The organism is Methyloceanibacter sp. (assembly GCF_041573655.1).
Classification (GTDB): domain Bacteria; phylum Pseudomonadota; class Alphaproteobacteria; order Rhizobiales; family Methyloligellaceae; genus Methyloceanibacter.
Genome location: NZ_JBFFQD010000016.1, coordinates 24,090 through 51,013, shown reverse-complemented (window position 1 = coordinate 51,013; position 26,924 = coordinate 24,090). Strand labels below are relative to the sequence as shown.

The window sequence follows — 26,924 nt, the reverse complement described above, 5'->3', positions numbered from 1 at the left end:
GCGCCGGAGCGGGTCGAGCGCGGGCTCGAGACCGGCGTCATCGAAATTGCGCCGCTTGCCTTCATGCGCGGGCGCACTCTCTCCCATGCCATGGTCATTCTCGATGAGGCGCAGAACTGCACGCCCATGCAGCTCAAGATGTTCCTCACGCGCCTCGGCGAAGAGAGCAAGATGATCGTGACGGGCGATCCGACGCAAGTCGACCTGCCGCCCGGCCAGGATTCCGGCTTGAACGCCGCCATCGAGATTTTGCACGGCGTCGATGAGATCGACGACATCGCCTTCTCGAGAGCAGACGTGGTGCGCCGCGAACTCGTCGGACGCATTGTCGAGGCCTACGAGGCCGCCCCCAAGGACCAGAGTTCAAAACGGTCCAAGCCGCGTAAGGGCGGGGGAAAGCGATGAGCGAGGACGGCCCTAGTCGCAACAGCGAAGACTCTCCGCAAGCGGCGACGCTGGCGGTCGAAGTCGTGCGCCATGGCGATGCCTGGGAACACAGCGCGATCAGCGATCCCAGCGTGACGCTCGCCGCGCATGCCGCATTCACTGCGGCACCGCCGGCGCGGCTTGAGCCTTGCGAACTGGCCATCACGCTCACCGACGATGCGGAAATGCATGACCTCAATCGCAACTGGCGTGACAAGGACCAGCCGACAAACGTGCTATCGTTTCCCGCAGGTGACGCGCCCGGCGAACACGGATCGCTTGGCGATGTGGTAATCGCTTTTGAGACCACGCAGCGCGAGGCGGAGGAGACCGGCATCGCGCTTGCCGACCACGTTTCCCACCTCGTCGTGCACGGGGTCCTTCACCTGCTCGGCTTCGACCACCGCAACGATGCTGAAGCCGAGCAGATGGAAGACCTGGAGAGACAGGCGCTAGCCTCGCTTGGGATCGCCGATCCTTTCGCAAGCGTGGCCGCCGCGGAGGTGACACGATGAGCAACCCCTCGCCCGAGCGGATGCTTGAGAACGCGCGAGCACAAACCGACGACGAGGAGTCGACGTGGTTCGCCCGCTTGTTGCAGACCTTCGGCCTTAACGAAGAGCCGGACTTGCGCGAGCTGATCGAGAGCGCGCTGGCGCGCAGCAAGAGTGACACGCTGAGCCCGCAAGAGCGCAGTATGTTGCGGAGGATCTTGCACTTCGGCGCACTGACGGTCGAGGACGTCATGGTGCCCCGCGCCGACATCGTCGCGGTGGACGACAGCGTCAACATCGAGGAGCTGATGCGCGTGTTCCGCGATGCTGAGCATTCGCGCTTGCCCGTGTACCGCGAAACGCTCGACGACCCGCGCGGCATGATTCATATCCGCGACTTGATGTCGTGGATCACCGAGCAGGCCAACGTAGACGACAAACTCGGCCTCGGCCGAGTCGATCTCAAGCGAAGCGTTGGTGCGATCAGAATCGCCCGTGAGCTGATCTACATCCCCGCTTCCATGTCGGTGCTCGATCTTCTTTTGAAGATGCAATCGTCGCAACTCCACCTCGCACTCGTGGTCGACGAGTATGGCGGCACCGACGGGCTGGTCTCGATCGAGGACCTGGTGGAGGAGATCGTCGGCGAGATTGCCGATGAACACGACGTCGAGGACGAGCCGCTGATCCATCTCGACCCGCGCCTCGGGCTCATCTGCGATGCGCGCACGCCTGTCGAAGATCTCGAGAAGCATCTCAAGATCGATCTGGTTTCCGACGAGCAAGAAGAGGACATCGATACGCTGGGCGGCGTGGTGTTCTCGATCTCCGGACGCATTCCGGCACGCGGCGAGCTCGTGGCGCACCCCTCGGGAATCGAGTTCGAAGTGCTGGACGCCGATCCGCGGCGCATCAAGAAGCTGCGCGTTCATGTTCCGAAAGACAAAGACCCGGCAAACGCCGGTACCGGGACCGACGCCAAGCCGGAACAGAGCGCGCCTTAAGTGTCCGTTCTAACCGTCATGTCCGGTGCCGCGGCCTGGGTCGGCGGATTGGCGGGCGTGCGGCGCGCGGGCTTCGCGTTTTTGCTCGGCGCGCTTGCCGTGCTTGCCTTTGCCCCTGTTCACGCCTGGCCGGTGATGTTCCTGAGCTTCGGCGGTTTGGTGTGGCTGCTCGACGACTGCGCCGCCAATGATGCGCGCGGCGCGCGTCTGAAGTGCGGAGGCGCAACGGGGTTCTGGTTCGGCTGCGGATTTTTTCTTGCCGGGCTGTATTGGCTCGCCGAGGCCTTTCTCGTGGAGCCGACGCGGCATGCCTGGCTGATCCCCTTTGTGATGACGGCATTGTCCGCCGGCATGGCGTTGTTCTATGCGGCGGCCGGCGTGCTTGCCATGGCGCTGTGGCAGCCGGGACCGGGCCGCATCTTCGCGCTTGCCATTGCCTTTGGGCTCGCGGAATACGCGCGCGGCCATGTCCTCACCGGACTCCCTTGGAATCTGATCGGCTATGCGCTGTTGCCCGAAGGTCCGCTGATGCAAATGGCCGCCCTGCTCGGCGTGTACACGTTGTGTGTTCTTGCGGTCGCGCTCTTTGCGGCACCGGCTGCAACCTGGAGTGGGCAAAATACGTGCAGCAAGTGTGCTGCGGGCGTTGCCGCGACACTCCTTGTGCTGCTCGGGCTTGGCTATGTCTGGGGCGACCGACGCCTTGCGGCGACCACGGACGGCGACACGGACTTACGCCTTCGCATCGTCCAAGCGAATATTGACCAAGCCGACAAGTGGCGCCCCGAGAATGCCGCGAAGATTTTCGGCGACTATGTCGAGCTTACGCGCGCTCCGGGGCTTGAGGACACCGACCTCGTCATTTGGCCGGAGACGGCGCTACCGTTCTTTCTTGCCGATACGTCCGAAGCACTCACCGCCATCGGCGACGCACTGCCGCAAGGGACACATCTGCTGGTTGGCGCTGCGCGCGCCGTGCAGGAGCGAGACGCGGACGCAATCCTGTCAGAGGAGCGCGTCTACAATAGTCTTCTCCTATTGGACGAGAACGGACGCGTGCGTGAAGCTTACGACAAGGTCCATCTCGTGCCATTTGGCGAGTATTTGCCGTTCCAGGATTTTCTCGAAAGCCTAGGCGTCATGCAGATGACCGGCGTGCGCGGCGGCTTCAGCGAGGGGACCGGCTCGCGCTTGCTGGAGGTTCCCGGCGCACCATTGATGCGTCCGCTTATCTGTTACGAGATCATCTTTCCCGGCGAAGTCGGCGATACGCGGGTGCGTCCAGGTTGGCTTCTCAACGTCACCAACGATGCGTGGTTTGGCACGAGCGCCGGGCCTTATCAGCACTTTCACCAAGCGCAAGTTCGCGCTGTCGAACAAGGCTTGCCGTTGGTCCGCGCGGCGAACACTGGAATCTCGGCGGTGATTGATGCGCAAGGACGCGTTCTCGCCGAGATCGGTCTCGGCGAGCGCGGACTGATCGACGCAGTTTTACCCAATGCGGGCCCGCATCTCGGCGAGAAACATTATACCTTAGTACTATGTTTCGTTCTGTTCGCTTTGCTCTGCATCGTCTTGTACTTTCGTCGCACGCTGCAACCTTGACGGACTCAAGAGCCGCCCCTATGAACCAGAGTGGGAAGGGGAAGGTCCCAAAAAGTCTTTGATGAAGTTTCCTTTTTTGAGATGAGGATTCTAAAAAACGAATGGCAGGCAAAAAGCCCAACCCCGTTGACACGCACGTCGGTAGCCGCGTGCGGTTGCGCCGAATGCTACTCGGCATGAGCCAAGAGCGTCTCGGCGAAAGCATGGGACTCACTTTTCAGCAGGTTCAGAAATACGAGAAGGGCGTGAATCGCGTCGGAGCGAGCCGCCTGTTTCAAATCTCCAAGATCCTCGATGTTCCGGTGCAATTCTTCTTCGAGGATGCACCTCATGTGGACGGAGCAGGACAACCGGCGGGCTCCTCTGAGCCTGACTCGGAGACCTTTATCCTGGAGTTCCTGAATAGCCGTGAGGGGCTGGAGCTGAACCGCGCATTCGTCAAGATATCGGACGCCAAAGTCCGCAAGAGCGTTGTCGATCTTGTCCGCGCTTTGGGTTCGGGCGGAAGCGCGAGCTAACTCTCGAGTTTTCTGGGCTTGACCTTCGGCTTCGCCGTTGCCAGAACCGGAGCCAATCTTGGCCGCCGGGCCTATCGTCTTGTCCAATTGGGAGTTTGCAGTGTCCCGAGGAAGCTATCTCTTCACCAGTGAATCCGTGTCGGAGGGCCATCCCGACAAGGTGTGCGACCGTATTTCCGATGCGGTCGTAGATCTTTATTTGGACGCCGATCCGCACTCCCGGGTCGCCTGCGAGACGCTTGTCACCACAAACCGGATCGTGCTCGCCGGCGAGGTCCGCGGGCCGGAAAGCGTGACCAAGGCCAAGATCGAAGCGGCGGCGCGCAACGCCGTACGCGAGATCGGCTACGAGCAGGACGGCTTCCACTGGCAGAACGCCGCCTTCGATAACTATCTGCACGAGCAGTCGGCCGACATCGCCATGGGCGTGGATGCCGATGCCGAGAGCGAGAAGGACGAAGGCGCGGGCGACCAGGGCATTATGTTCGGTTATGCCTGCCGCGAGACCGAGCAGCTCATGCCGGCGCCGATTTTCTATTCGCATCGCATTCTCGACGAGATGGCAAAGGCACGTCATGCCGGCCGCACGCCCGAACTCGGACCCGATTCCAAGAGCCAGGTGACGCTGGTCTATGAGGACGGCAAGCCGGTGCGCGCCGACTCCGTCGTGGTCTCGACCCAGCACGGCGAGGCTGCAAGTTCAGAGCGCATCGAGGAGATCGTGCGGGGTTTCGTCGAAGACGTCCTGCCCAAAGGCTGGATGAACGGTTCGACCAAGCTCTACGTCAACCCGACCGGCCGCTTCGTCATCGGCGGACCTGACGGGGACGCCGGTCTCACCGGCCGCAAGATCATCGTCGATACATATGGTGGCGCGGCGCCGCATGGCGGTGGCGCCTTCTCCGGCAAGGACCCGACCAAGGTGGACCGCTCGGCAGCCTACGCCGCGCGGTATCTCGCCAAGAACGTCGTCGCCGCCGGCCTTGCCGACAAATGCACGCTTCAAGTCGCCTACGCCATCGGCGTGTCGCAGCCTCTGTCGCTCTACGCCGACCTGCACGGCACCGGCAAGATCTCCGAGGACAAGCTGGAGAACGCGTTGCGCGAGGTGATGGACTTGAGCCCGCGCGGCATTCGCGAGCATCTGGGCCTGAGCCGGCCGATCTACGAGCGCACAGCGGCCTACGGCCATTTCGGCCGCCAGCCCGACAATGACGGCGGTTTCTCGTGGGAGCGCCTCGATCTCGTCGAGCCGATCCGCGGCGAACTTAGCTAGCGCGCCGGTTCCCTTCGCCAAATCAATCCATGCGGCTAGGCTCGCCCGGGCTAGGGGCGTAAAACGCCGGCATGATGACGGACGATCCCGACCGGCTTGAGGCCACACGCTTGCGCTCCTACGGCCGGCGCAAGGGCAAGCGCTTGAGCCCGCGGAAGGAGCGCTTGGTTGCGGAGTTGCTGCCGCGCCTGCGTCCCGACCTCACTCAGCCTCCCCCGTCCGATCCTACCGCGCTCTTCCCCGTGCCGGTGCGGGAGGTGTGGCTCGAGATCGGCTTCGGCTCCGGCGAGCACCTCCTCTGGCAAGCCGAGCACCACCCGGGCGCCGGCATCATCGGCTGCGAGCCCTATATCAACGGCGTCGCCGCAGCACTCGGCGGGATCGAGGATCGAGGCCTGCAACGGGTGCTGCTCCACGATGACGACGCGCGGGATGTCCTGGCGTGGTTGCCGCAGAGCTCGATCGCCCGCGCCTTCATCCTGTTTCCCGACCCCTGGCCCAAGAAGCGTCAACAGAAGCGGCGTTTGGTCACGCCGGAGATGGTGCAGGCCCTCGCCCGCGTCGTGAGGCCCGGCGGGACCTTGCGCTTTGCCAGCGACGACACCGACTATGCGGGCCAGGTCCTATATGCGGTCAACCAGAACGGCGCCTTCGCCTGGTGCGCGGAAAAGGCGGACCATTGGCGGGAGCGGCCGGACGACTGGCCGCAGACCCGTTATGAGGGCAAGGCCTTGAGTGGGCGTAAGCCCGTTTACCTTGAGTGGCGGCGCCTTTAGGGCCCAAGCGGCTTGAACCCCAAGAAAAAGCCCGTATATTACGGGCAGAAACTCATGGTTGATTTGATCAGGAGTGGGCCGCGGCCCGCTCCTTTTTATTAGGGTCCCCGGCTTTTTTCCGAGGAGCCTGAACCCCGCCATCAATACCGAGCCTTGCGTTGAGTGAAGAACGCCTTTTCGTCAGAGAGACAGGGCCGGAGCGAGCGGTTGCCGACCTCGCCGAGCCCGTGCTCAACGAGCTCGGGTTCCGGCTGGTGCGGGTGAAGATTTCAGGCCGCGACGGCGGCACGGTGCAGATCATGGCCGAACGGCCCAGCGGTGAGATGTCGGTGGACGATTGCGCGACCATCAGCCGGAGATTGTCTCCAGTGCTCGAGGCGTACGACCCGATGCCGGGGACCTATCGTCTGGAAGTCTCCTCGCCGGGCATCGACCGGCCACTGGTACGGCCGAGTGACTTCGCCAATTGCGCCGGTCACGAGGCAAAAGTCGAACTGAAGGAGCTCGTCGACGGACGCAAGCGCTTCAAAGGCGCGATCGAGGACGTGACCGATGAAGAGGTGCTTTTGAAGATCGAGCTGGAAGGCAAGGCCGAGCCCGTGATCATCGGCCTTCCCTTCCCGCTCATCAGCGAGGCGAAGCTCGTCGTCAACCTCGATGGCTTCAGGACAGATCTTTCGGGCGACAAGCCCGTTCATTGAACTTTCGCGGGCCCACGAGGCGGCGCGAACGAACACAACGGAGTTGGAGGCTAGAAAATGTCTCAGGCAGGCGTTAGCGCCAATAGGCTGGAGCTCTTGCAGATCGCCGATGCGGTCGCGCGCGAGAAGGCGATCGACCGCGACGTCGTGATCACCGCCATGGAGGACGCCATCCAGAAGGCGGCGAAGTCCCGCTATGGCAGCGAGAACGAGATCAAGGCGGAGGTCGACCCCAAGACCGGCGAAATCTCGTTGGCGCGACTTCTCGAAGTGGTCGAGGACGTTACCTTGGAAGCGACGCAGATCGCGCTCGCCGAGGCGCGCCGCAAGAACCCGGCCGCACAGGTGGGCGACTTCATCGCCGAGCCCCTGCCCCCGCTCGACTTCGGGCGCGTGGCGGCGCAGAACGCCAAGCAAGTCATCGTGCAGAAAGTGCGCGAGGCTGAGCGCGAGCGCCAATTCGAAGAATATAAGGATCGCGTCAGCGAGATCGTGAACGGCATCGTCAAGCGCGTCGAGTACGGCAATGTGATCGTCGATCTCGGCCGGGCCGAGGCCATCGTGCGCCGTGACGAGACTCTGCCGCGCGAGAATTTCCGCTATGGCGACCGCATCCGCGCTTTCGTCTACGACGTGCGGCGCGAGCAGCGCGGCCCGCAGATCTTCCTGTCGCGCACGCATCCCGAATTCATGGCGAAGCTGTTCGCGCAGGAAGTTCCGGAAGTCTACGAAGGCATCGTCACCATCAAGTCGGTGGCGCGCGATCCGGGCAGCCGCGCCAAGATCGCGGTCGTCTCCCGCGACGCCTCCATCGATCCGGTTGGCGCGTGCGTGGGCATGCGCGGCAGCCGCGTGCAGGCGGTGGTGAACGAGCTTCAGGGCGAAAAGATCGACATCATCCAGTGGTCGCCCGACGCCGCCACGTTCATCGTGAACGCGCTTGCTCCTGCGGAAGTGGTCAAGGTCGTGCTCGACGAAGACGCCGAGCGCATCGAGGTGGTCGTGCCGGACGAGCAGTTGTCGCTTGCCATCGGCCGCAAAGGCCAGAACGTGCGGCTCGCCTCTCAGCTCACTGGCTGGGACATCGACATCATGACCGAGGCTTCGGAGTCGGAGCGGCGCCAGGCGGAGTTCGCCGAGCGTTCGGCCAAGTTTATGGAAGCGCTCGACGTGGACGAGGTGATCGCCCAGTTGCTCGCTTCGGAAGGCTTCTCCTCGGTGGAGGAAGTGGCCTTCGTCGAGCCGACGGAGATCTCCTCCATCGAAGGCTTCGACGAGGAAACGGCCGCCGAGATTCAGACCCGGGCGCGCGAGCACCTTGAGAAGCTCGAGGCGGAGCTGAACGCCAAACGTAAGGAACTCGGCGTCGCCGACGAGTTGATGGAGGTGCCCGGTCTCAATACTGCGATGCTGGTGGCGCTTGGTGAGAACGACGTAAAGACCGTCGAGGACCTCGCCGACTGTGCCACCGACGACCTGGCCGGCTGGAACGAGCGCCAGGAAAAAGAGACCACGCACTACGACGGCTTTCTTGAGGCCTCCGGCCTGACGCGGACGCAATGCGAGGACCTGATCCTGGCGGCGCGGGTGAAGGCCGGCTGGATCGACGAGGCCGATCTCGTGGCCGACGAGGAAGAGGCGGAAGGCGAAGAGGTGGACGGCGAAGTCGAGGGCGAATCCGGGGCCGAGGCGGCCGAGACCACTTCCGAAGGCCAGACCGAGACTGAGACCAAAACTGAAACGGGCGAGAAGCCTGCTGAAGACGACGCCTCCGCGTCATGAGGCGGTTAGGAGACAGAGCTGTTGCGGATCGAGGCGACGGAGATAGGCGAGACCAAAGGGCAGCCGGCAACGGATACGTTGCGCCGCTGCGCGGTCACGCGCGTCCAGCGTCCTAAGGACGACCTCATCCGCTTCGTGCTCGGGCCTGACGGCACCGTCGTTCCCGACCTGAAGGAAAAGCTCCCCGGCCGCGGCGTCTGGCTGACCGCAGCCCATGAGACCGTGGCGCAAGCGGTCAAGCGCAAGGTCTTCAGCCGGGCACTGAAAGCCGAGGCGAAGGCCTCAGAAGGCCTTGCCGACCAGGTCGGCGCCCTTCTCACCGAGACCGCGCTCCAGGCACTCGGGATCGCCAACAAGGCGGGCAACGTGGTTTTCGGCCACACCAAGGTCGAACAGGCGTTGGGCGCGGGAAGCGGCAAGGGGCACGTTGTTGCGCTGATTCACGCCTCCGACGCCGCCGACGATGGCTGCCGGAAACTTGATGGAAAAGCCCGCGCAACCACCGAAGGACGCGGTTTCCCAACGGTTCGCGCCTTCAGCGCTGATGAATTGAGTTTGGCATCGGGCAGGCCAAATGTGATACATGCTGCCCTAATCCCGGGCGGAGCGGCTCGAAAATTTCTCGCGGCGGCCTCGCGCGTTGAGCGCTACCGCATGGGTCCCTCCGCATTCGCGGACAGATACGGATTGGATACGGACTAGAATGAGCGAAGCGAACGAGAGCGACGGCAAGACGAGCGGGCGCAAGATGACGCTCAATGTGCGCCGAACCGTGGAGTCTGGCCATGTGCGCCAGAGCTTTAGCCATGGGCGCTCAAAGTCCGTTGTGGTCGAGAAGAAAAAGCGCCGCACGATCGGCTCGGGCAGCGCCGCACCGACTGTTGAAGAGCCCAAAACCAAACCGAAGGCAAAGGCCGCCGAACCGGCCCCCAAGCCGGCGCCGGAAGAGAAACAGCGCCGCTCGGGCGTGGTGCTGAAGCAGCTTTCCGAAGAGGAAAAGGGTGCCCGCGCCAAGGCACTCGCCGATGCGAAAGTCCGGCAGGCTGAGGAAAAGGAGCGCGCTAAGGAGAACGCGACCCAGGAGGCCCAGCTGGCCGAGCAGCAGGCCACGGAGGCGCGCGAGGCCGAGGAACGCAAGCGGAAAGAAGAAGAAGAAAAGGCAAAGGCCGCCGCCGAGGAAAAAGCCAAGCCGAAGACCGTGGAGCTGCAGCGCAGCAAGCATCTCAAGCCGGAAGCAGAGAAGCAGCCTTCGCGCGCCCCCGATGCCCGCCACAAGAAGGGCCCCGCTGCCCCCCGGCGCGGCGAGGAGCGGAGGGTCCGCGGCCGCCTTACCATCACCAACGCGCTCGACGAGGAGCAGCGTCAGCGGAGCCTTGCCTCGCTCAAGCGTCACCGCGAGCGCCAGAAGAAACAGGGTGCCGGACCGCAATCGACGCAGAAGATCGCGCGTGAGGTCACGATCCCCGAGGCCATCACCATCCAAGAGCTCGCCAACCGTATGGCCGAGCGCGGCGTCGAACTCATCAAGCACCTGATGAAGGACGGCGAGATGCACAAGATCACCGATGTGATCGACGCCGATACGGCGGAGCTCATCGCCGAGGAGTTCGGTCATACCGTCCGGCGCGTGTCCGAAGCCGATGTTGAAGAAGGCTTCATCGGTGACGACGACGATGCCGAGAATCTTCAGCCGCGCGCGCCGATCGTCACGATCATGGGCCACGTCGATCACGGCAAGACCTCGCTGCTCGACTCCTTGCGCACCGCGAACGTCGTCGCCTCGGAAGCCGGCGGCATCACCCAGCATATCGGCGCCTATCAGGTCACCGTGCCGTCGGGCCAGAAGATCACCTTCATCGACACGCCCGGCCATGAAGCGTTCACCGCCATGCGCGCCCGCGGCGCGAAGGTGACGGACATCGTGATCCTGGTTGTGGCCGCCGACGACGGCGTGAAGCCGCAGACAATCGAGGCGATCAACCACGCCAAGGCCGCCGAAGTGCCGCTGATCGTGGCCATCAACAAGATCGACACCCCGGGGGCCGACCCAAACAAAGTCCGCACCGAGCTGCTTAGCCACGAGATCGTGGTGGAGAGCATGGGCGGAGACACGCTTGAGCTTGAGGTCTCGGCGCTCAAAAAGACGAATCTCGACAAGCTGCTTGAGGCCATCGTGCTCCAAGCTGAAGTGCTCGAACTCACCGCCAATCCCGATCGGCCCGCCGAAGGCGTCATCGTCGAGGCGAAGCTGGAACGCGGACGCGGGCCCGTGGGCACCGCGCTGATCCAGCGTGGCTCACTGAAGCTCGGCGACATTGTGGTGGCAGGCTCCGCCTGGGGCCGCGTGCGCGCGCTGATCAACGATGTCGGCGACCAAGTCAAGGAAGCCGGACCGTCGGTCCCGGCGGAAGTTCTCGGTTTCGATTCCGCGCCGGAAGCGGGCGATCAGTTCGCCGTCGTGGAGAACGAGGCGCGGGCGCGCGAGATCACCGACTACCGCGATCGCGAGCGGCGCAAGCGGCAGGCCGTTGCCGGCCAGCGCGGCAGCCTCGAGCAGATGATGACCCAACTCCAGGAGACCGGAGTCCAGGAGTTTCCGCTTGTCATCAAGGGCGACGTGCAGGGTTCGGTCGAGGCCATCTCGGCGGCGCTCGCCAATCTGGGCACCGACGAAGTTCGGGCTCGCGTCGTGCATTCGGGCGTGGGCGGCATTACGGAGTCGGACGTGTCTCTGGCATCGACGTCAGGCGCGGTACTCCTCGCCTTCAATGTGCGCGCCAACACGCAGGCCCGCGAGCACGCTGCCCGGGACGGCGTCGAAATCCGTCAGTACGCGGTGATTTACGACCTGGTCGACGACATCAAGGCGGCCATGTCCGGCCTGCTTGCCCCGACCGTGCGCGAGACATTCCTCGGCAACGCCGAAATCCTGGAGGTGTTCAACATCTCCAAGGTCGGCAAGGTGGCCGGCTGCCGCGTAAGCGAAGGAAAGGTCGAGCGTGGCGCCCATGTCCGGCTGATCCGCGACAACGTTGTGGTGCACGAAGGCAAGCTGTCCACGCTCAAACGCTTCAAGGACGAAGTGAAAGAGGTGGTGGCGGGCCAGGAATGCGGCATGGCGTTCGAGGGCTACCAGGACATGCGCCAAGGCGACGTGATCGAGTGTTTCGAGGTCGAGCACGTTCAGCGCACGCTGTAGGCCTGAGCGCCCGCGTCATCCATTCGGCGCTTTCGAGAGAAGCCAGACAATGACCCCGCGAGACAAGGGCCGCGGCCCGAGCCAACGCCAATTGAAAGTCGGAGAGCTGATCCGCCACGCACTGGCGGAGGTCCTTTCGCGCGGCGACGTCATGGACGACGTGATCGCGCGTCATTCGCTCACGGTTCCCGAAGTCCGTATGTCGCCGGATCTCAAGCTCGCGACCTGCTTCGTGATGCCGCTGGGCGGCGGGGAAGCGGACGATGTCGTCGCACACCTGGAGAAGCACAAGCGCTTCTTGCGCGGTGAGCTGGCCAGCCGCGTCTCGCTCAAATTCATGCCGGAGCTGCGCTTCAAGGTCGATACCTCGTTCAAGACGTCGGCGCGGATCGATGAACTGCTCGCCTCGCCGCAAGTCGCGCGCGATCTCGACGAGTAGGCGATTCGCAAGGGAGCGACGGCATGGCGCGGCGGCGCAAGGGCCTGGCGATCAGCGGTTGGCTGATCCTCGACAAGCCGGAAGGCATGACTTCGACCAAGGCCGTGGGCCGCGTCCGGTGGCTCTACAACGCGGCCAAGGCGGGCCATGCCGGCACGCTCGACCCACTTGCCACGGGCATCCTGCCGATCGCGCTTGGCGAGGCGACCAAGACCGTGCCGTTCGTGGTGGACGGCTCCAAGACCTACCGCTTCACGGTGCGCTTTGGCGCCGAGACCGACACCGACGACACGCAAGGCAAGGTGCTGGAGACGTCGGACCGGCGGCCGACGCTCTCGGAGATCGAGGCGGCGCTGCCACGCTTCACCGGCGAGATTTCGCAAATCCCGCCCCGCTACTCGGCGATCAAGGTCGAGGGCGCGCGGGCCTACGATCTGGCCCGTGACGACGAGGACTTCGTACTGGAGCCGCGGATCGTGAACGTCGACCGGCTCGATGTGGTGGACCAGCCGGACGCCGATCATTGCGTGCTGGAGGCGGATTGCGGCAAGGGCACCTATGTGCGCGCGCTGGCACGCGATCTCGGCCGGGCGCTTCAGTGCCTCGGCCATGTGTCGGCACTTCGGCGCACGAAGGTGGGCGCCTTCACGGAGGATCGCGCCGTTCCCCTTTCGGTATTGGAGGAATGCGCCGATGAGAGCCGGGAGACGCTGATGGCAAGGCTGCTACCGGTGGAGGTGGGGCTTGAAGACCTTCCGTCGCTGACCATGAGTTCGGCCGACGCCAGCCAGCTCCGCCAGGGGCGCGCCGTTCTCCTCAGGGGCCGGGACGCGCCGCTCGTCACTGGCCCGGTCTACGCGGTTTCCAAGGGCGAATTGGTCGCACTTGGGGAGGTCGAGGAAGGCGAATTCAGGCCCCGGCGGATCTTTAACCTTTCGTCCTAGGCGCCCAAATTCCGCTGGTCTCTAGCCCCATAATCCCTATAGTGCAGCGCATCGTGCGGGGGCCGGATTTGGCCCCTGTCGCGATTCTAGAACCGACCGTGCTGGACGACATCCCGGCTCGGCCCTGTCAAAACCCTCAAATTACAAGGATATCCCGATGTCGATTAGCGCTGAGCGCAAGCAAGAGCTTATCAAGGAATACGCGACCAAGACGGACGATACCGGGTCGCCAGAAGTTCAGGTCGCGATCCTCACGGAGCGGATCAGCAATCTGACCGGCCATTTTAAGACACATGGCAAGGATAACCATTCGCGGCGCGGGCTCCTGAAACTCGTGAGCCAGCGGCGCCGGCTGCTCGACTACGTCAAATCGACGAACGAGGACAGGTACCAGAAGCTCATCAACCGGCTCGGTATCCGCCGGTAGCTTTCCGTTGAAAATGCGGCCCGAGCTTCCATGCATATAACCGGGCTCCCGCGCCACCGGGCGCGGGATAGCCTTATCTTTCCCCACTTACTGGGACACACACATGTTCGATAAACACACCGTAGAAATTGATTGGGGCCGACGCCCGCTGAAACTTGAGACCGGGCGCGTCGCCCGCCAGGCCGACGGCGCAGTGCTCGCCACCTATGGCGATACATCCGTTCTCGCCACCGTCGTCTCGGCCAAAGAGGCAAGAGTCGGGATCGACTTCTTTCCCCTCACCGTGAATTACCAAGAGAAGACCTTCGCCGCGGGCAAGATCCCGGGCGGCTACTTCAAGCGTGAAGGACGCCCGACCGAGAAGGAGACGCTCACGTCTCGCCTGATCGACCGGCCGATCCGTCCGCTGTTCGCCAAGGGCTTCAAGCACGAGACGCAAGTCGTCACCACCGTGCTGTCGCACGACATGGAAAACGACCCGGACATCGTGGCCTTGGTGGCTGCGTCCGCCGCGCTCACGCTCTCTGGCGTGCCGTTCCTCGGACCCATCGGCGCCGCGCGCGTCGGCTATATCGACGGCAAGCATGTGCTGAACCCGATGGTGGACGAGATGCCCGAGACGCAGCTCGACCTCGTCGTCGCCGGCACCACCGACGCCGTGCTCATGGTTGAGTCGGAGGCCAAGGAGCTTCCTGAGGACATCATGCTCGGCGCCGTGATGTACGGGCACGAGCACTTCCAGCCCGTCCTCGACGCCATCGTCAAGCTCGCCGAACGCGCGGCCAAGGAGCCGTGGGAGCTCAAGACCGTAGACAACTCGGAGATGGTCGAGAAGGTCCGCGGGATGGCCGATAGCGGTCTGCGCGAAGCCTACGCCATCGCCTCCAAGCAGGAGCGCCGCGACGGGATCTCCCAGATCAAGGAGAAGATCGTCACCGAGCTCGTGCCGGACGACGACGACGGCACCCTCGCTGGCAAGGTCTCCGGCGCCTTCAAGGAAGCCGAGAAGGACGTGGTCCGCGGCAGCATCCTTGACACCAAGAAGCGCATCGACGGACGCGACCTAGAGACGGTGCGTCCTATTTCATGTGAAGTCGGCATCCTGCCGCGCACGCATGGCAGCGCGCTGTTCACCCGCGGCGAGACGCAAGCGCTGGTGGTCACGACCTTGGGCACCGGTGAGGACGAGCAGTTCGTTGACGCCCTTCAGGGTACGTACAAAGAGACGTTCCTGCTGCACTACAACTTCCCGCCCTACTCGGTCGGTGAGACTGGGCGCATGGGCTCTCCGGGGCGGCGCGAGATCGGCCATGGCAAGCTCGCTTGGCGTGCCGTCCACCCGATTTTGCCGGACCGCGAGCAGTTCCCATACACCCTTCGCGTCGTATCGGAGATCACCGAGTCCAATGGTTCTTCGTCCATGGCAACGGTCTGCGGTACCTCGCTCGCCATGATGGACGCCGGTGTGCCGCTCAAGCGCCCCGTCGCGGGCATCGCCATGGGCCTCATCAAGGAAGGCGACAAGTTCGCCGTTCTGTCCGACATTCTTGGTGATGAGGACCATCTCGGCGATATGGACTTCAAGGTGGCTGGCACGTCCGAGGGCGTCACGTCCCTCCAGATGGACATCAAGATCACCGGCATCACCGAGGAGATCATGAAGATCGCGCTCGACCAGGCTAAGGGCGGGCGCATGCATATTCTCGGTGAGATGGACAAGGCGCTGACCGGCGCACGTCCGGAGCTCGGCGAGTACGCACCGCGCATCGAGACGATCAACATCCCGGTCGACAAGATCCGCGAAGTCATCGGTTCGGGTGGCTCCGTGATCCGCGAGATCGTGGCGGAGTCCGGCGCCAAGATCGACATCTCCGACGACGGCACAATTAAGATCGCCTCGTCCAACGCAGAGTCGATCCGCGACGCCATCGCCCGCATCAAGTCGATCGCGGCAGAGCCGGAGGTTGGCGTGATCTACCAGGGCAAGGTCGTGAAGGTGATGGAGTTCGGCGCGTTCGTGAACTTCTTCGGCCCGCGCGACGGCTTGGTCCATATCTCGCAGTTGGATGAGGGCCGCCCGAAGCAGGTCACCGACGTGGTCAAGGAAGGCGACCAGGTCTGGGTCAAGCTGCTCGGCTTCGACGAGCGCGGCAAAGTCCGCCTGTCGATGAAGGTCGTCGACCAGGATACCGGCAAGGAAAAGGAACCCGCCGAGGCCAGCTAGGCCGGCGGAACCTTACCAATCGTCAGAATATTGAGAGGGGCGCTTCGGCGCCCCGATCCTTTTGTGGCTAGCTGTTCGGCGCCTTGGGGATCTTGGTTGTGTCCTTGGTGCACCGCGTACCGATGATCGTGTACTTGGTGTTCTCGCCCTGCCACACGCTGCCCACGCCATGACTGTCGCGGATGCAGCTCACGGCGTCGGTGTACTCCTTGGTGAGCTTGAACTCCTTGCACTGCTCGCCGGTAGCGGCAAGACACACCATCAAAATCACTTGGAACATGTTTCCTCCTTGGCGGACCACATCTTCGGCTCGGCACGCGGCGGGCCCTATGTACCTGTCTAGACGGTAAAATCGTGACCGTGCGGGCCCATGTCAATATGGCCACGCACACAGCGTTACCCGCTTTCAGACCGCCTGCTGGGCGGCCTCGCGGGCCTCTATTGGGCGGCCTCGCGGGGCGTGGCCTTCTGCATCGCGCTTTCGAACTCCTCGGCCTGCTCGATCGACTTCAACGACTCCAGATCGGGCATGAAGGTGGTCGAGTAGCCGCAGTCCACGAAATGCACCTCGCCGGTCACGGCGCCCGACATATCGGACAAGAGATAGAGCGCGGCCCCGCCGACCTCGTCCAGCGTGGGCGAGCGGCGCATGGGCGCGTGCTTTTGCTGATAGTGGAACAGCGTGCGCGCATCGGAAATGCCGGCGCCGGCCAGCGTCCGCATGGGCCCGGCCGAAAGTGCGTTCACGCGAATGCCCCGCGGACCCAGATCCGAGGCGAGGTATTTCACGCTGGTTTCCAGCGCGGCCTTGGCCACACCCATCACATTGTAACAAGGCACCACGCGGGTCGAACCGCCATAGGTGAGCGTGAGCAGCGAACCGCCATCGCTCATCATGTCGGAGGCGCGCTTGCAGATCTCCGTGAAGGAAAAGCAGGAGATCACCATGGTGTGCTCGAAGTTCGCACGTGTCGTGTCGCAGTAGCGGCCCTTCAACTCGTTGCGATCGGAGAAGGCGAGCGCGTGCACGACGAAATCGAGGGAACCCCACTCTTTGCGGATCACGTCCAGCATGCGGTCGACGCTGTCCAGATCCTCAACATCGACCTCTTCGATGATCTTGGCGCCGATGGATTGCGCAAGAGGCGCGGCACGGCGCCCGAAAGCACCCGCCTGATAGCTGAATGCCAGCTCCGCGCCCTGACCATGCAGGACCCGGGCAATGCCCCAGGCGATTGACCGGTCGTTGGCCACACCCATAACGAGGCCCCGCTTCCCAGCCATCAGCGGCCCCGGCTCAGCAATGTCGTTCTTTGTTGCCATGTTACTTACTCTGCTTCGAGTTGACTTTAATTCTGCCGTTCACCGGCTTTTAGCTATCCAATCGGCGGAAGACGAGTGATGCATTGGTACCGCCAAAACCAAAACTATTCGACATCACGGTGTCGAGGGCCGCGCCGTCCTTCCGTTTGCGAACGATCGGCATGTCGGCCAAGTCCGGATCCAAGTTTTCAATATTTGCGGACTCGCAAATGAAACCGTTGTTCATCATCAGGAGCGAGTAGATCGCCTCGTGCACACCGGCGGCGCCGAGCGAATGTCCGGTCAGCGACTTGGTGGCACTGATGGGCGGACGGTCGTCGCCGAATACCTCGCGGATTGCTTCGATCTCCCGCACATCGCCCTGCGGCGTCGAAGTGGCGTGCGGGTTGATGTAGTCGATCTTGTCGCCATTGAGGTTCTGCATCGCCATGCGCATGCAGCGCACCGCGCCCTCTCCGGAAGGCAGCACCATATCGAACCCGTCCGACGTCGCACCGTAGCCGACGAGCTCACCGTAGATCTTCGCGCCGCGCGCCTTGGCGTGCTCCAGTTCCTCAAGCACAAGAACGCCGGCTCCGCCCGCGATGACGAAACCATCCCTCGCCGTGTCGTAGGCGCGGCTCGCCTTGTCAGGCTGATCGTTGAAGTCCGACGACATCGCGTTCATGGAATCGAACAGCACAGACAAGGTCCAGTCCAATTCCTCGCCACCGCCGGCGAACACAATGTCCTGCTTGCCGAGCTGGATCAGTTCGCCCGCGTTACCGATGCAGTGGGCGCTGGTGGAACAGGCCGACGAAATCGAATAGCTGACGCCCTTGATGTGATACGGCGTGGAGAGCGTCGCAGAATTGGTGGAGCACATGGATTTCGGCACCTCGAAGGGGCCGACCTTCTTGGGGCCCCTATCGCGGGTGGTATCGGCCGCCTTCACGATGGCGCGGGTCGAGGGGCCGCCGGACCCCATGATCAGCCCGGTGCGCTCGTTGGAGACATCGCTCTCCTCAAGGCCCGCATCGCGGATCGCCTGCTCCATGGCGATATAGTTCCAGCCTGCGCCAGCGCCCATGAAGCGGCGGACCTTGCGGTCGATCATCCCCTCCCAGTCGATTTTTGGCTCCCCATGCACCTGACAGCGGAACCCAAGCTCCGCATAGGTGTCGGCCTTGACGATTCCGGATTTGGCCTCCCGCAATGAAGCGAGCACCTCCTGGGCACTGTTGCCGATGGAGGACACGATGCCCATGCCGGTGACGACCACGCGTTTCATACTTTCAGCGTCCTTGAAATCTATGCCGCTAAATCAAGCTTCGGCGGAAGCAGCGTCGTCCGCCTGGAATAGTCCGACCTTGAGGTCCTTGGCCGTGTAAATCGTTTCGCCGTCGGCCTTGAGCCAGCCATCGCCGGTGCCGAGCGTGAACTTGCGCCGAATGACGCGCCTCAGTTCGACAATATATTCGAGCTTTTTCATGGTGGGCAGCACCATGCCGGAGAACTTGACCTCGCCGACCCCGAGCGCGCGGCCCTTGCCGGGAGCCCCGACCCAGCCGAGGAAGAAACCGAGCATCTGCCATAGGGCGTCGAGTCCGAGGCAGCCTGGCATCACGGGGTCGCCTTTGAAGTGGCAGGCGAAAAACCAGAGATCGGGCGTCACGTCGAGTTCGGCCACGATGCGGCCACGGCCGTGCTCGCCCCCCTGCTCCTCGACATGGGAAATGCGGTCGAACATCAGCATTGGCGGCAAGGGAAGCTGGGCGTTACCGGGGCCGAATAGCTCGCCCCTGGCGCAAGCCAGCAAAGCCTCATAGTCGAAACTTGCCTGCCGGTCGGCCGTCGATTTCTGCACGCTCATTCGTCCTTCGCTTTAGGCCTGAGATATGGGCTGGTTAGTTAACATATGCCGGGACCCACAAAAAGCCCGGCCGTTGGCTCTTTAGGGCCGCCATGGCCCTGGCGCGCCGGGCCATTTCACCTCTCCGATCACCCCTTCGGGCCGGGATACCGCGGCAAAAAGTCAACCATCCCACAGCGTTGCGGGGGAGACCGTGACCGCCTATATTTCCTATCATCGATCATCGCGCGAAACGAAGACCATGGACAATCCCTCGCAGGCACCTCAGAAGGACGCCGAAATCATGACAGGCAGTGTTGCCGAAATCCTGAGGGGTGCAGGCTTGCGGCCTACCCGTCAGCGGGTAGCCCTGGCGCGGCTGCTGTTCGCCGAGGGCGACCGGCATGTCACGGCCGAGCGGCTGCACGAGGAGGCTTTGGCGTCCAAGGTGCCCGTGTCGCTGGCGACCGTGTACAACACGCTGCACCAGTTCACCGAGGCGGGGCTTCTGCGTGAGGTGGCCGTTGAAGGCGCCAAGACCTATTTCGACACCAATACGTCGAACCACTATCACTTCTTCTGCGAGCGTTCGGGTCGGCTTCTCGACATCGACACGGCCGATATCCGCATCGAGGGCTTGCCTGAGGCACCTGAGGGCATGGCCGTTTCGCGTGTCGATGTCCTGGTGCGGCTGGTCAACAAGAACAGCTAGTCGATCTCCTCGCCCCGGTAGACCCCCCACAGCTTTTCCTGCTCGATATAGCCGGAATAGCCGTCGACCGTGAGTTCGCACCATTTTCCATCGCACGAGACCACGTTGCCGAGCACGCCGGATTGAAGCTGGGCCACGGGCCGCGACCCTGCCGACGCCCCATCGCGCAGCGGCACGGCCTGGCCCTTGGCCCAGGGGCTGATGAGCGCGGTCCGTCGCCCGCTTAAGAGGCTATGGAACACCCAGCCATCGGCGCCTTCGCTGTCACGGACCCGGCGCCAATTGTCGGCCTCGGCGATGATCTCCACCGGCAGGCCGGCGCGGGCGAAGACCCAGACGATCGCCTGGTCGGTGCTGGGGCCCCGGCGGACATTGACCTTGTTGGACTTGAGGCTGACGAAACGGGGTACGCCCAAGCCGGACTGCGAGCCGTTGGGCGCCTGCTTTGCGCCTTCCTGGGCCGGCGCGCTCCCCGCCCACGGCACCAGGGCGAGAGCCAGTCCAATCGCGATCAACCTGCCAGTGCGCACCAGCGATTCCCCTCTTCCGTCCCCCGAATCGATGCCCCTTGAATGGCCGAGAAAAGTGAACGGATCGTGGCCCGGGTGCATTTCCGCCCCCAGAGCCAATATGACGCTTTATCTGGTAATCCGCCTTCTGTTAGACAAAGCGCGCAAATCAAGCATGTGGCGTCCACCGTGGGACCTACCCACCGCGGGCCACCTGACGGGATAGATCATGGCTTCTGACCAACCGCTCGTTATTGTCACGCGTAAGCTGCCTGATGTCGTGGAGACACGGCTTAAGGAGTTGTTCGACGCGCGGCTCAACATTGAAGACAAGCCGTTCTCGCGGGACGACCTGATCGACGCGGTCAAGACCGCCGACGTCCTCGTGCCCACGGTCACCGACCGCATCGACCGGGCCGTGCTGAGTCAGGCCGGGCCAAACCTCAAGCTAATCGCGCAGTTCGGGACCGGCGTCGACAATATAGACCTCGACACGGCGCGGAACCGCTCCATCCTGGTCACCAACACGCCGGGCGTGTTGACCGAGGACACGGCCGACATGACCATGGCGCTCATTCTGGCCGTGCCGCGGCGCCTAACGGAAGGCGCGGCCATGCTCAAGGCCGGCAGCGACAAATGGCAGGGCTGGTCGCCCACCTGGATGCTGGGCCACCGCATCTTCGGCAAGCGGCTCGGCATTGTCGGCATGGGGCGCATCGGCCAAGCCGTGGCCAAGCGCGCCAAGGCCTTCGGCCTTCAGATCCACTATCACAACCGGCGCCGGGTTCAGCCCGATGTCGAGCAGGCGCTCGAGGCGACCTATTGGGACAGCCTCGACCAGATGCTGGCGCGCATGGACATTATCTCCATCAACTGCCCGCACACGCCGGCGACCTATCATTTGCTGTCGGCGCGGCGGCTGTCGCTGCTCAAGCCAAGCGCCTATATCGTCAACACGGCGCGCGGCGAGGTGATCGACGAGAATGCTCTGGCCCGCATGATTGATAACAACGAACTTGCCGGTGCCGGGCTCGATGTGTTCGAGCACGAGCCTGCGGTGAACCCGAAGCTCCTGCGCAGCGACAAAGTCGTGGTCCTGCCGCATATGAGCTCGGCGACGCTCGAGGGCCGGGTCGACATGGGCGAGAAGGTCATCATCAACATCAAGACCTTCCTCGACGGCCATGCGCCGCCGGACCGCGTCCACCCCGCAATGTTCTAAGAGCTTTGCGGCTTGGCCGCTTGCGCCGGCGCTTCTTGCGTTTTCACGTGCTCGGGCCGGAAGCCCATGCCGATCAGACGCGCCGGAAGCCGCCTGAGAACCGGGAAGCGATTGAACATCTTGACCATGAAGGGCGGTTTCGGCCGCTTGTTCATCGTGAGCACGTTGGAGATGACGCGGTTCTGGAGGAAGATCTGCAGACCTTGCGTCAGTTCCGTCGGCAATTGCCGCCGCTTCTCCACTTTCCGCAAATCGTCTTCGGTGACTTTGCCTTCGCGCAACGGGCCCGCCAGGATATTGGCCGCCGCGACGGCATCTTGAATCGCCAGGTTTATACCAACGCCTCCGATCGGTGACATGGCGTGCGCCGCATCGCCAATGCACAGGAGACCCGGCCGGTACCAGCGCTTCAAGCGGTCGACGCGCACGGTCAGCAGCTTGACGTCATCCCAGGACACGATCTCGCGCACGCGGTTCGACAGGGACGGCTGGAGCGCGACGATCGCCAGACGAAACGCTTCCAGCCCTTTGCGGCGCAACTCGTTGAAACCGCCTTTCGGAATGACGAAGGCACACTGCCAGTAGTCGCCGCGGTCGATCGTGATGAAGAAGCGTCCCGGCTCGATATGGCCGAGGCTCTCCGAGCCGTCCTCCGGGCGCTTGGATAGACGCAACCACAAGACGTCCATGGGCGCGCCGCGATTTTCGACCTCAAGTCCCGCGAGATTGCGGACCGTCGAGTGCCGCCCGTCAGTGCCAACCACGAGATCGGCGTGAACCTCCAGGTCGCCTTGCGGGGACGCCGCCTTCAGGCCGGCCACGCGATCGCCGTCCTTGATCAGCTCGTCCACTTCCGCCTGCATACGCAAATGAAAGCCGGGATATTGCTTTGCCTTCAGGGCGAGAAAATCGAGGAAGTGCCATTGCGGCATGAAGGCGATGAACTTGCAGACCGTCGGCAGGTGCGTGAAGTCGGCGATGCGGACCATCTCTCCGCCGATCTCCGACCCGAGCGTTTTCACCTCTTGGTGCGGCCGGGTGAGAAATTCATCGAGCACCCCAAGCTCGTGCATGACTTGCAGGGTCGAGGGGTGGATGGTGTCGCCGCGAAAGTCGCGGAAGAAGTCTTCGTGCTTTTCCAGCACGACGACATCGACCCCGGCGCGGGCCAGCAGATAGCCCAGCATGATTCCGGCCGGACCGCCGCCGGCGATGGCGCATTTGGTGGTGATGCTCTCCGTGGCCATGGCGTTCCCTCAATGCCGCGTGCGGGGCCACTCCTAGCCAGCATGCCGCCGCAACCTTCGGCTGAAAAGATTTAGAAACCCTATGGGGTGGCTGCGGGCGCGGCGGCCGTGGCGCCTGCGCGATGATGGCTGAGATCGCGAAACCTTGGATTTCTGCCGTTCAGGGGGTTTTCCGGGTCCCATCCATAGGCGACGGTCGAGAAGCGTGCGGAGAGCGCATCGTAGAGAAGGAGCCGGCCCACCAGCCCCTCGCCGATGCCGAGCAGCTCCTTCACCACCTCGACCGCTTGGAGGCAGCCGACCACGCCCGCCACGGCGCCGAGAATTCCGGCTTCGGCGCACGCCGGCACGGTGCCCTCCGGCGGCGGATCGGGAAATAGGCAGCGATAGCTGGGGCGGGAGTTCCCGTTCTCGTCCGCCTCGAAGGCGCGGAAGGTGGTGAGCTGACCGTCGAACGGCCCCACGGCAGCCGTAACCAACGGCGCCTTGGCGAAATAGCACGCGTCGTTGACGAGATAGCGCGTGGCGAAATTGTCGGATCCGTCGGCGACGATGTCGAAACCCCGCACAATATCGAGCGCGTTCTCCGCAACGAGGCGCGTAGAGAAGAGCGTCGTCTCCACATGCGGGTTGAGGCGTTCGAGCATGGCCGCCGCGCTTTTGGTCTTGAGGCGGTCAACGCTTTCCGTGTTGTGTGCAATCTGGCGCTGGAGGTTATCGACACTGACGCGGTCATCGTCGATGAGACCGATCTGCCCAACGCCCGCCGCGGCGAGATACAGCATCAGCGGTGAGCCAAGACCGCCCGCGCCGACGATCAGCACGCGCGCGGCCTTCAAGCGCTGCTGGCCTTCGCCGCCGATCTGCTTCAGCACCAGATGGCGCCGATAGCGTTCGATTTCCTCGTCGCTGAGCATGGCTTCAATCTATGCCTTGCGTCGCCTCGCGGCCAGTCAGGCGCGCCTAGCCCGTGGAGCCAAAGCCGCCGGCGCCGCGCTCCGTCTCGTTCAGCGCATCCGCCTCCACGATCTCCACTTGGGTGACCGGCGCGACGATAGCCTGGGCAATGCGGTCCCCGCGTCTAATCAAGAACGGGACGTTGCCGAGATTGATGAGCAGCACTCTCACCTCGCCGCGATAATCCGCATCAATGGTGCCTGGACTGTTCAGCACGGCAATGCCGTGCTTTAGCGTGAGCCCTGAGCGCGGGCGGATTTGCGCCTCGTAGCCGGCGGCGAGCTCGAACACGAGCCCGGTCGGCACCAGCACACGGTCGCTAGGGTCGAGCGTAATGGGGCCGTCTTCAGGGACGGCGGCGAGAAGATCGAAGCCCGCGGCATGAGCCGATTGATAGGCAGGGAGCGGCAACTCTTCGGCGTGGGGTAGGCGCAAAATCCGAAGCGTGGCGCTCATTCGGCGGCCGCGCTCAACGTGGTGAGAGCTTCGCCCGCGCGGGCGAGCAGCTTTGCTGCCATCTCGTCCTTGCTCATGGCGGGCCAGTCCTCGACGCTCGTGCCGGTGACAAGATGCACTTCCGTGCGATCGCCGCCCATAATGCCGGTGCCGGCCGACACGTCGTTGGCGACGACCCAGTCGGCACCCTTGGCGCGGCGTTTGTCGCGCGCGTGCTCGACGACGTCTTGCGTCTCCGCGGCGAAACCGATCACGAGATCGGGCCTCATGGGTCCTTCGACCGAAATGGTGGCGAGGATGTCGGGGTTCTTGGCAAGGGCGAGCGACAACTCCGTCACGTTGTCTTGCTTCTTGAGCTTCTGAGAAGCTTCGGCCTGCGCGCGCCAATCGGCGACAGCGGCGGCGCAGATCGCGATGTCGGCAGGCAGTGCATCGATCACCGCATCCAACATCTCCTGCGCGGTCTCTACCTTGATGGCGGTGACGCCGTCGGGCGCGGGCAGCGCGACGGGACCGGAGATCAGCGTAACGCGCGCGCCCAACTCTACCGACGCGCGGGCGAGCGCATGGCCCTGCTTGCCGGAGGACCGGTTGGCGATGTAGCGCACCGGATCGAGCGGCTCATGTGTCGGACCGGAAGTGATCAATACATGCCGCCCCGAGAGCGGCCCGCTGGGCGCGGCCGCAAGCGATCCCTCGATCGCGGCAACGATCGCCTCCGACTCGGCCATACGGCCGGGCCCGTGTTCACCGCACGCCATGTCGCCGTCATCCGGTCCAACAAAATGAATGCCGTCGGCGCGGAGCGTCGTGACATTGCGGCGCGTCGCCGGGTGCTGCCACATGCGCACATTCATGGCGGGCGCCACCAAAACAGGCTTGTCGGTGGCAAGCAGCACGGTCGAGGCGAGATCGTTGGCAAGCCCTGACGCCATCTTGGCGAGAATGTCTGCCGTGGCGGGCGACACCACGACGAGGTCGGCCTCGCGCGACAAGCGGATATGACCGATCTCTGCTTCGTCCTTGAGGTCGAACAGGTCGGTGAAGGTCTTGTCCCCGGAGAGTACGGAGAAGGAAAGCGGCGTCACGAATTCCGCGCCGCCTTTGGTCAGGATCACGCGCACGGACGCGCCCCGCTCGGTCAAGCGGCGCACGAGCTCGAGGCTCTTATAGGCGGCGATGCCGCCGCCAACGATCAAAAGGATACGCTTTCCTTGCACGGGTCTCTTTCCTGGCTCTGGGGTCCTTTAGTCTACCACACCGCCTAGAGCAGCAGCGCCAGCGCGATAGCGACGAGCGCGGCCGCGCCGACCCAGATGCCGACACGGCTCCAGCGGTCGCGCGTATACTGGGCCTCCGCCAAGCGCTCCACGCTCTGATCGTCCAGGCGGAGCCCGTCGCCCACGATGGCTCCGAAGGCGTCCACGGTGCGCTCGGCTTGCGTCAGGAGCCGCGGCAGATCGCCGACGAAGCGGCCTACGGACGCTGCGCCCTCGGCCGCCTGCTCCAGCCGTGCACCGGCGCCCAGCTGGCTCTCCAGCCACTCCTTCACCACAGGCTCGGCCACGACCCACATGTTCAGTTCGGGATCGAGGCTGCGGCCCACGCCTTCCACGACGACCATGGTCTTTTGCAGCATGATCAGCTCGGGCCGGGTCTGCATGTCGAAGACCTCGGTGTACTGGAGGAGCTGGCCCAGAAGATGCGCCATGGAGATTTCGCTGGCAGGACGGTCCATGATGGGCTCACCAATGGCCCGCAAGGCTTGCGCGAACTGCGCCACCGAATGTTTGCGCGGCACATAGCCCGCATCGAAATGCACCTGCGCCACACGCATATAGTCGCGCGTGATGAAGCCGTAGAGAATCTCGGCGAGGAAGCGCCGCTCCTTCATGCCGAGCCGGCCCATGATGCCGAAGTCGACGGCAACGATACGCCCTTCGCCGTCGACGAACAGATTGCCCGGATGCATATCCGCGTGGAAGAAGCCGTCCCGCAAAGCATGCCGCAGGAAAGTCTGCATGAGCCGCGCGCCGAGTGGCTTGAGGTCATGACCAGCCGCGCGGAGCTTGTCATGGTCGGCGATGGGAACGCCGTCGATCCATTCCAGGGTCAGCACGCGGCGGGCACTGCGCGTCCAGTCGACTTTCGGCACACGGAAGCCTTCGTCGTCCTTGGAGTTTTCCGCCATCTCCGAGAGCGCCGCGGCTTCCATGCGCAGGTCCATCTCGATGGCGACGGACTTCGACAGCGTGTCCACCACGGCGATAGGCCGCAAGCGCCGGGACGGCGAATGGAAGCGCTCGATCAGGCGCGCGGCGAAGAAATAGGAATCGAGGTCCTTCTTAAAACGCTGCTCGACGCCGGGACGCAGAACCTTCACCGCAACGTCGCTCAATGTGCCGTCCGGTGCCTTCACCTTGGCCTTGTGCACTTGCGCGATGGACGCAGCCGCGACCGGCGGGCCGAACTCGGCGAAGAGCTGACCAATGGGCGCTTCGAGTTCCGTCTCGACTGCCTTGACTGCTTCTTCGTGTGAGAACGGCGGAAGTCGGTCTTGCAGCGTGGAGAGATCGCGCGCCAGCTCACGGCCGATAATGTCGTCGCGAGTGGCGAGGAACTGTCCAAGCTTGATGTAGGAGGGCCCTAGCGATGTCAGCGCGGTCGACAACCTCGCCTCGTTGCCGGAAGCGGCGCCGTTCTGCCGCAAGGGGGCCGTGACCCTGCCGAACACGGCAAGCGGCCCGGACAGTTTGGTGTCCGCGGGCAGTACCCGCGCGCCGCTCCAGGCGAGCGTTGCGCCCGCCTTGGTTAGCCGCGCCATATTCGCGATGGCGTTCACTTATCGCTGC

The 26,924-nt window shown here is 63.7% G+C and carries 27 protein-coding genes; 17 read left to right on the top strand and 10 right to left on the bottom strand.

Annotation, left to right across the window (positions count from 1 at the left end; genetic code table 11):
• From ABY454_RS05840 to pnp, 15 genes are all read left to right on the top strand, one after another.
• A partial coding sequence (locus ABY454_RS05840; protein WP_372929245.1) for a PhoH family protein occupies positions 1–405 on the top strand: 405 nt, incomplete at its 5' end.
• A complete protein-coding gene (gene ybeY / locus ABY454_RS05835) occupies positions 402–941 on the top strand; it encodes an rRNA maturation RNase YbeY (RefSeq protein ID WP_372929244.1) in 540 nt (179 codons plus the stop codon). The genes ABY454_RS05840 and ybeY, both read left to right, overlap by 4 nt.
• Positions 938–1,924, top strand: coding sequence for a hemolysin family protein (locus ABY454_RS05830; RefSeq protein ID WP_372929243.1), 987 nt, complete (start codon positions 938–940; stop codon positions 1,922–1,924). The genes ybeY and ABY454_RS05830 overlap by 4 nt, the downstream gene beginning before the upstream one ends.
• The gene (gene lnt / locus ABY454_RS05825; RefSeq protein ID WP_372929241.1) at positions 1,925–3,529 is read left to right on the top strand and encodes an apolipoprotein N-acyltransferase; all 1,605 of its coding nucleotides are present in this window, start codon (positions 1,925–1,927) and stop codon (positions 3,527–3,529) included. It begins immediately after the preceding gene.
• Positions 3,530–3,630: 101 nt separating this feature from the next.
• Positions 3,631–4,047, top strand: coding sequence for a helix-turn-helix domain-containing protein (locus ABY454_RS05820; protein WP_372929240.1), 417 nt, complete (start codon positions 3,631–3,633; stop codon positions 4,045–4,047).
• A 100-nt stretch (positions 4,048–4,147) separates the two neighbouring features.
• Positions 4,148–5,323, top strand: a complete 1,176-nt coding sequence (metK, locus tag ABY454_RS05815) for a methionine adenosyltransferase (RefSeq protein ID WP_372929248.1) — start codon at positions 4,148–4,150, stop codon at positions 5,321–5,323.
• Between the two features lie 74 nt (positions 5,324–5,397).
• Positions 5,398–6,099 carry a tRNA (guanosine(46)-N(7))-methyltransferase TrmB gene (locus ABY454_RS05810; protein ID WP_372929239.1) on the top strand — a complete coding sequence of 234 codons (702 nt, stop codon included), beginning with the start codon at positions 5,398–5,400 and terminating at the stop codon, positions 6,097–6,099.
• Positions 6,100–6,257: 158 nt separating this feature from the next.
• On the top strand, positions 6,258–6,800 hold the full coding sequence (gene rimP / locus ABY454_RS05805; RefSeq protein WP_372929238.1) for a ribosome maturation factor RimP: 543 nt from the start codon (positions 6,258–6,260) through the stop codon (positions 6,798–6,800).
• Positions 6,801–6,857: 57 nt separating this feature from the next.
• Positions 6,858–8,582: a transcription termination factor NusA gene (nusA, locus tag ABY454_RS05800; protein ID WP_372929237.1), complete on the top strand. Its 1,725-nt coding sequence runs from the start codon at positions 6,858–6,860 to the stop codon at positions 8,580–8,582.
• 21 nt (positions 8,583–8,603) lie between these two features.
• On the top strand, positions 8,604–9,284 hold the full coding sequence (locus ABY454_RS05795; RefSeq protein WP_372929236.1) for an RNA-binding protein: 681 nt from the start codon (positions 8,604–8,606) through the stop codon (positions 9,282–9,284).
• Between the two features lies 1 nt (position 9,285).
• Positions 9,286–11,781: a translation initiation factor IF-2 gene (gene infB, locus ABY454_RS05790; protein WP_372929235.1), complete on the top strand. Its 2,496-nt coding sequence runs from the start codon at positions 9,286–9,288 to the stop codon at positions 11,779–11,781.
• Between the two features lie 49 nt (positions 11,782–11,830).
• Complete coding sequence (gene rbfA / locus ABY454_RS05785; RefSeq protein WP_372929234.1) at positions 11,831–12,220, top strand: 30S ribosome-binding factor RbfA; 390 nt, start codon at positions 11,831–11,833, stop codon at positions 12,218–12,220.
• A 23-nt stretch (positions 12,221–12,243) separates the two neighbouring features.
• On the top strand, positions 12,244–13,164 hold the full coding sequence (gene truB, locus ABY454_RS05780; RefSeq protein ID WP_372929233.1) for a tRNA pseudouridine(55) synthase TruB: 921 nt from the start codon (positions 12,244–12,246) through the stop codon (positions 13,162–13,164).
• 157 nt (positions 13,165–13,321) lie between these two features.
• Complete coding sequence (gene rpsO / locus ABY454_RS05775; protein ID WP_372929232.1) at positions 13,322–13,591, top strand: 30S ribosomal protein S15; 270 nt, start codon at positions 13,322–13,324, stop codon at positions 13,589–13,591.
• A 103-nt stretch (positions 13,592–13,694) separates the two neighbouring features.
• A complete protein-coding gene (gene pnp / locus ABY454_RS05770; protein ID WP_372929231.1) occupies positions 13,695–15,815 on the top strand; it encodes a polyribonucleotide nucleotidyltransferase in 2,121 nt (706 codons plus the stop codon).
• Positions 15,816–15,882: 67 nt separating this feature from the next.
• On the opposite strand, the gene ABY454_RS05765 is transcribed toward pnp, so the two are convergent.
• The 4 genes from ABY454_RS05765 to fabA all read right to left on the bottom strand — a co-directional run bounded on the left by ABY454_RS05765 (position 15,883) and on the right by fabA (position 18,990).
• Positions 15,883–16,095 (bottom strand): hypothetical protein, encoded by a 213-nt coding sequence (locus tag ABY454_RS05765; RefSeq protein WP_372929230.1) that lies wholly within the window; start codon positions 16,093–16,095, stop codon positions 15,883–15,885.
• Between the two features lie 158 nt (positions 16,096–16,253).
• On the bottom strand, positions 16,254–17,138 hold the full coding sequence (fabI, locus tag ABY454_RS05760) for an enoyl-ACP reductase FabI (RefSeq protein ID WP_372929229.1): 885 nt from the start codon (positions 17,136–17,138) through the stop codon (positions 16,254–16,256).
• A gap of 49 nt (positions 17,139–17,187) precedes the next feature.
• Positions 17,188–18,408, bottom strand: coding sequence for a beta-ketoacyl-ACP synthase I (gene fabB, locus ABY454_RS05755; RefSeq protein WP_372929228.1), 1,221 nt, complete (start codon positions 18,406–18,408; stop codon positions 17,188–17,190).
• 33 nt (positions 18,409–18,441) lie between these two features.
• Complete coding sequence (gene fabA / locus ABY454_RS05750) at positions 18,442–18,990, bottom strand: 3-hydroxyacyl-[acyl-carrier-protein] dehydratase FabA (protein ID WP_372929227.1); 549 nt, start codon at positions 18,988–18,990, stop codon at positions 18,442–18,444.
• 283 nt (positions 18,991–19,273) lie between these two features.
• Between fabA and irrA the strand changes: the two genes are divergently transcribed.
• The gene (gene irrA, locus ABY454_RS05745) at positions 19,274–19,681 is read left to right on the top strand and encodes an iron response transcriptional regulator IrrA (RefSeq protein ID WP_372929247.1); all 408 of its coding nucleotides are present in this window, start codon (positions 19,274–19,276) and stop codon (positions 19,679–19,681) included.
• Here irrA and ABY454_RS05740 read toward each other — a convergent pair.
• Complete coding sequence (locus ABY454_RS05740; protein WP_372929226.1) at positions 19,678–20,211, bottom strand: SH3 domain-containing protein; 534 nt, start codon at positions 20,209–20,211, stop codon at positions 19,678–19,680. The two genes, irrA and ABY454_RS05740, sit on opposite strands and share 4 nt — an antisense overlap.
• Positions 20,212–20,419: 208 nt before the next feature.
• Between ABY454_RS05740 and ABY454_RS05735 the strand changes: the two genes are divergently transcribed.
• Complete coding sequence (locus ABY454_RS05735; RefSeq protein ID WP_372929225.1) at positions 20,420–21,412, top strand: 2-hydroxyacid dehydrogenase; 993 nt, start codon at positions 20,420–20,422, stop codon at positions 21,410–21,412.
• Here ABY454_RS05735 and ABY454_RS05730 read toward each other — a convergent pair.
• The 5 genes from ABY454_RS05730 to ubiB form a co-directional block, all read right to left on the bottom strand.
• Positions 21,409–22,659 carry an FAD-dependent oxidoreductase gene (locus ABY454_RS05730; protein WP_372929224.1) on the bottom strand — a complete coding sequence of 417 codons (1,251 nt, stop codon included), beginning with the start codon at positions 22,657–22,659 and terminating at the stop codon, positions 21,409–21,411. The genes ABY454_RS05735 and ABY454_RS05730 overlap by 4 nt on opposite strands.
• An 80-nt stretch (positions 22,660–22,739) precedes the next feature.
• Positions 22,740–23,576, bottom strand: coding sequence for a ThiF family adenylyltransferase (locus tag ABY454_RS05725; protein ID WP_372929223.1), 837 nt, complete (start codon positions 23,574–23,576; stop codon positions 22,740–22,742).
• A gap of 46 nt (positions 23,577–23,622) precedes the next feature.
• Positions 23,623–24,072, bottom strand: a complete 450-nt coding sequence (gene dut, locus ABY454_RS05720; protein WP_372929222.1) for a dUTP diphosphatase — start codon at positions 24,070–24,072, stop codon at positions 23,623–23,625.
• Positions 24,069–25,292 (bottom strand): bifunctional phosphopantothenoylcysteine decarboxylase/phosphopantothenate--cysteine ligase CoaBC, encoded by a 1,224-nt coding sequence (gene coaBC, locus ABY454_RS05715; RefSeq protein ID WP_372929221.1) that lies wholly within the window; start codon positions 25,290–25,292, stop codon positions 24,069–24,071. Before coaBC ends, dut begins: the two co-directional genes overlap by 4 nt.
• Before the next feature lie 44 nt (positions 25,293–25,336).
• Complete coding sequence (ubiB, locus tag ABY454_RS05710) at positions 25,337–26,914, bottom strand: 2-polyprenylphenol 6-hydroxylase (protein ID WP_372929220.1); 1,578 nt, start codon at positions 26,912–26,914, stop codon at positions 25,337–25,339.
• Positions 26,915–26,924 lie beyond the last annotated feature (10 nt).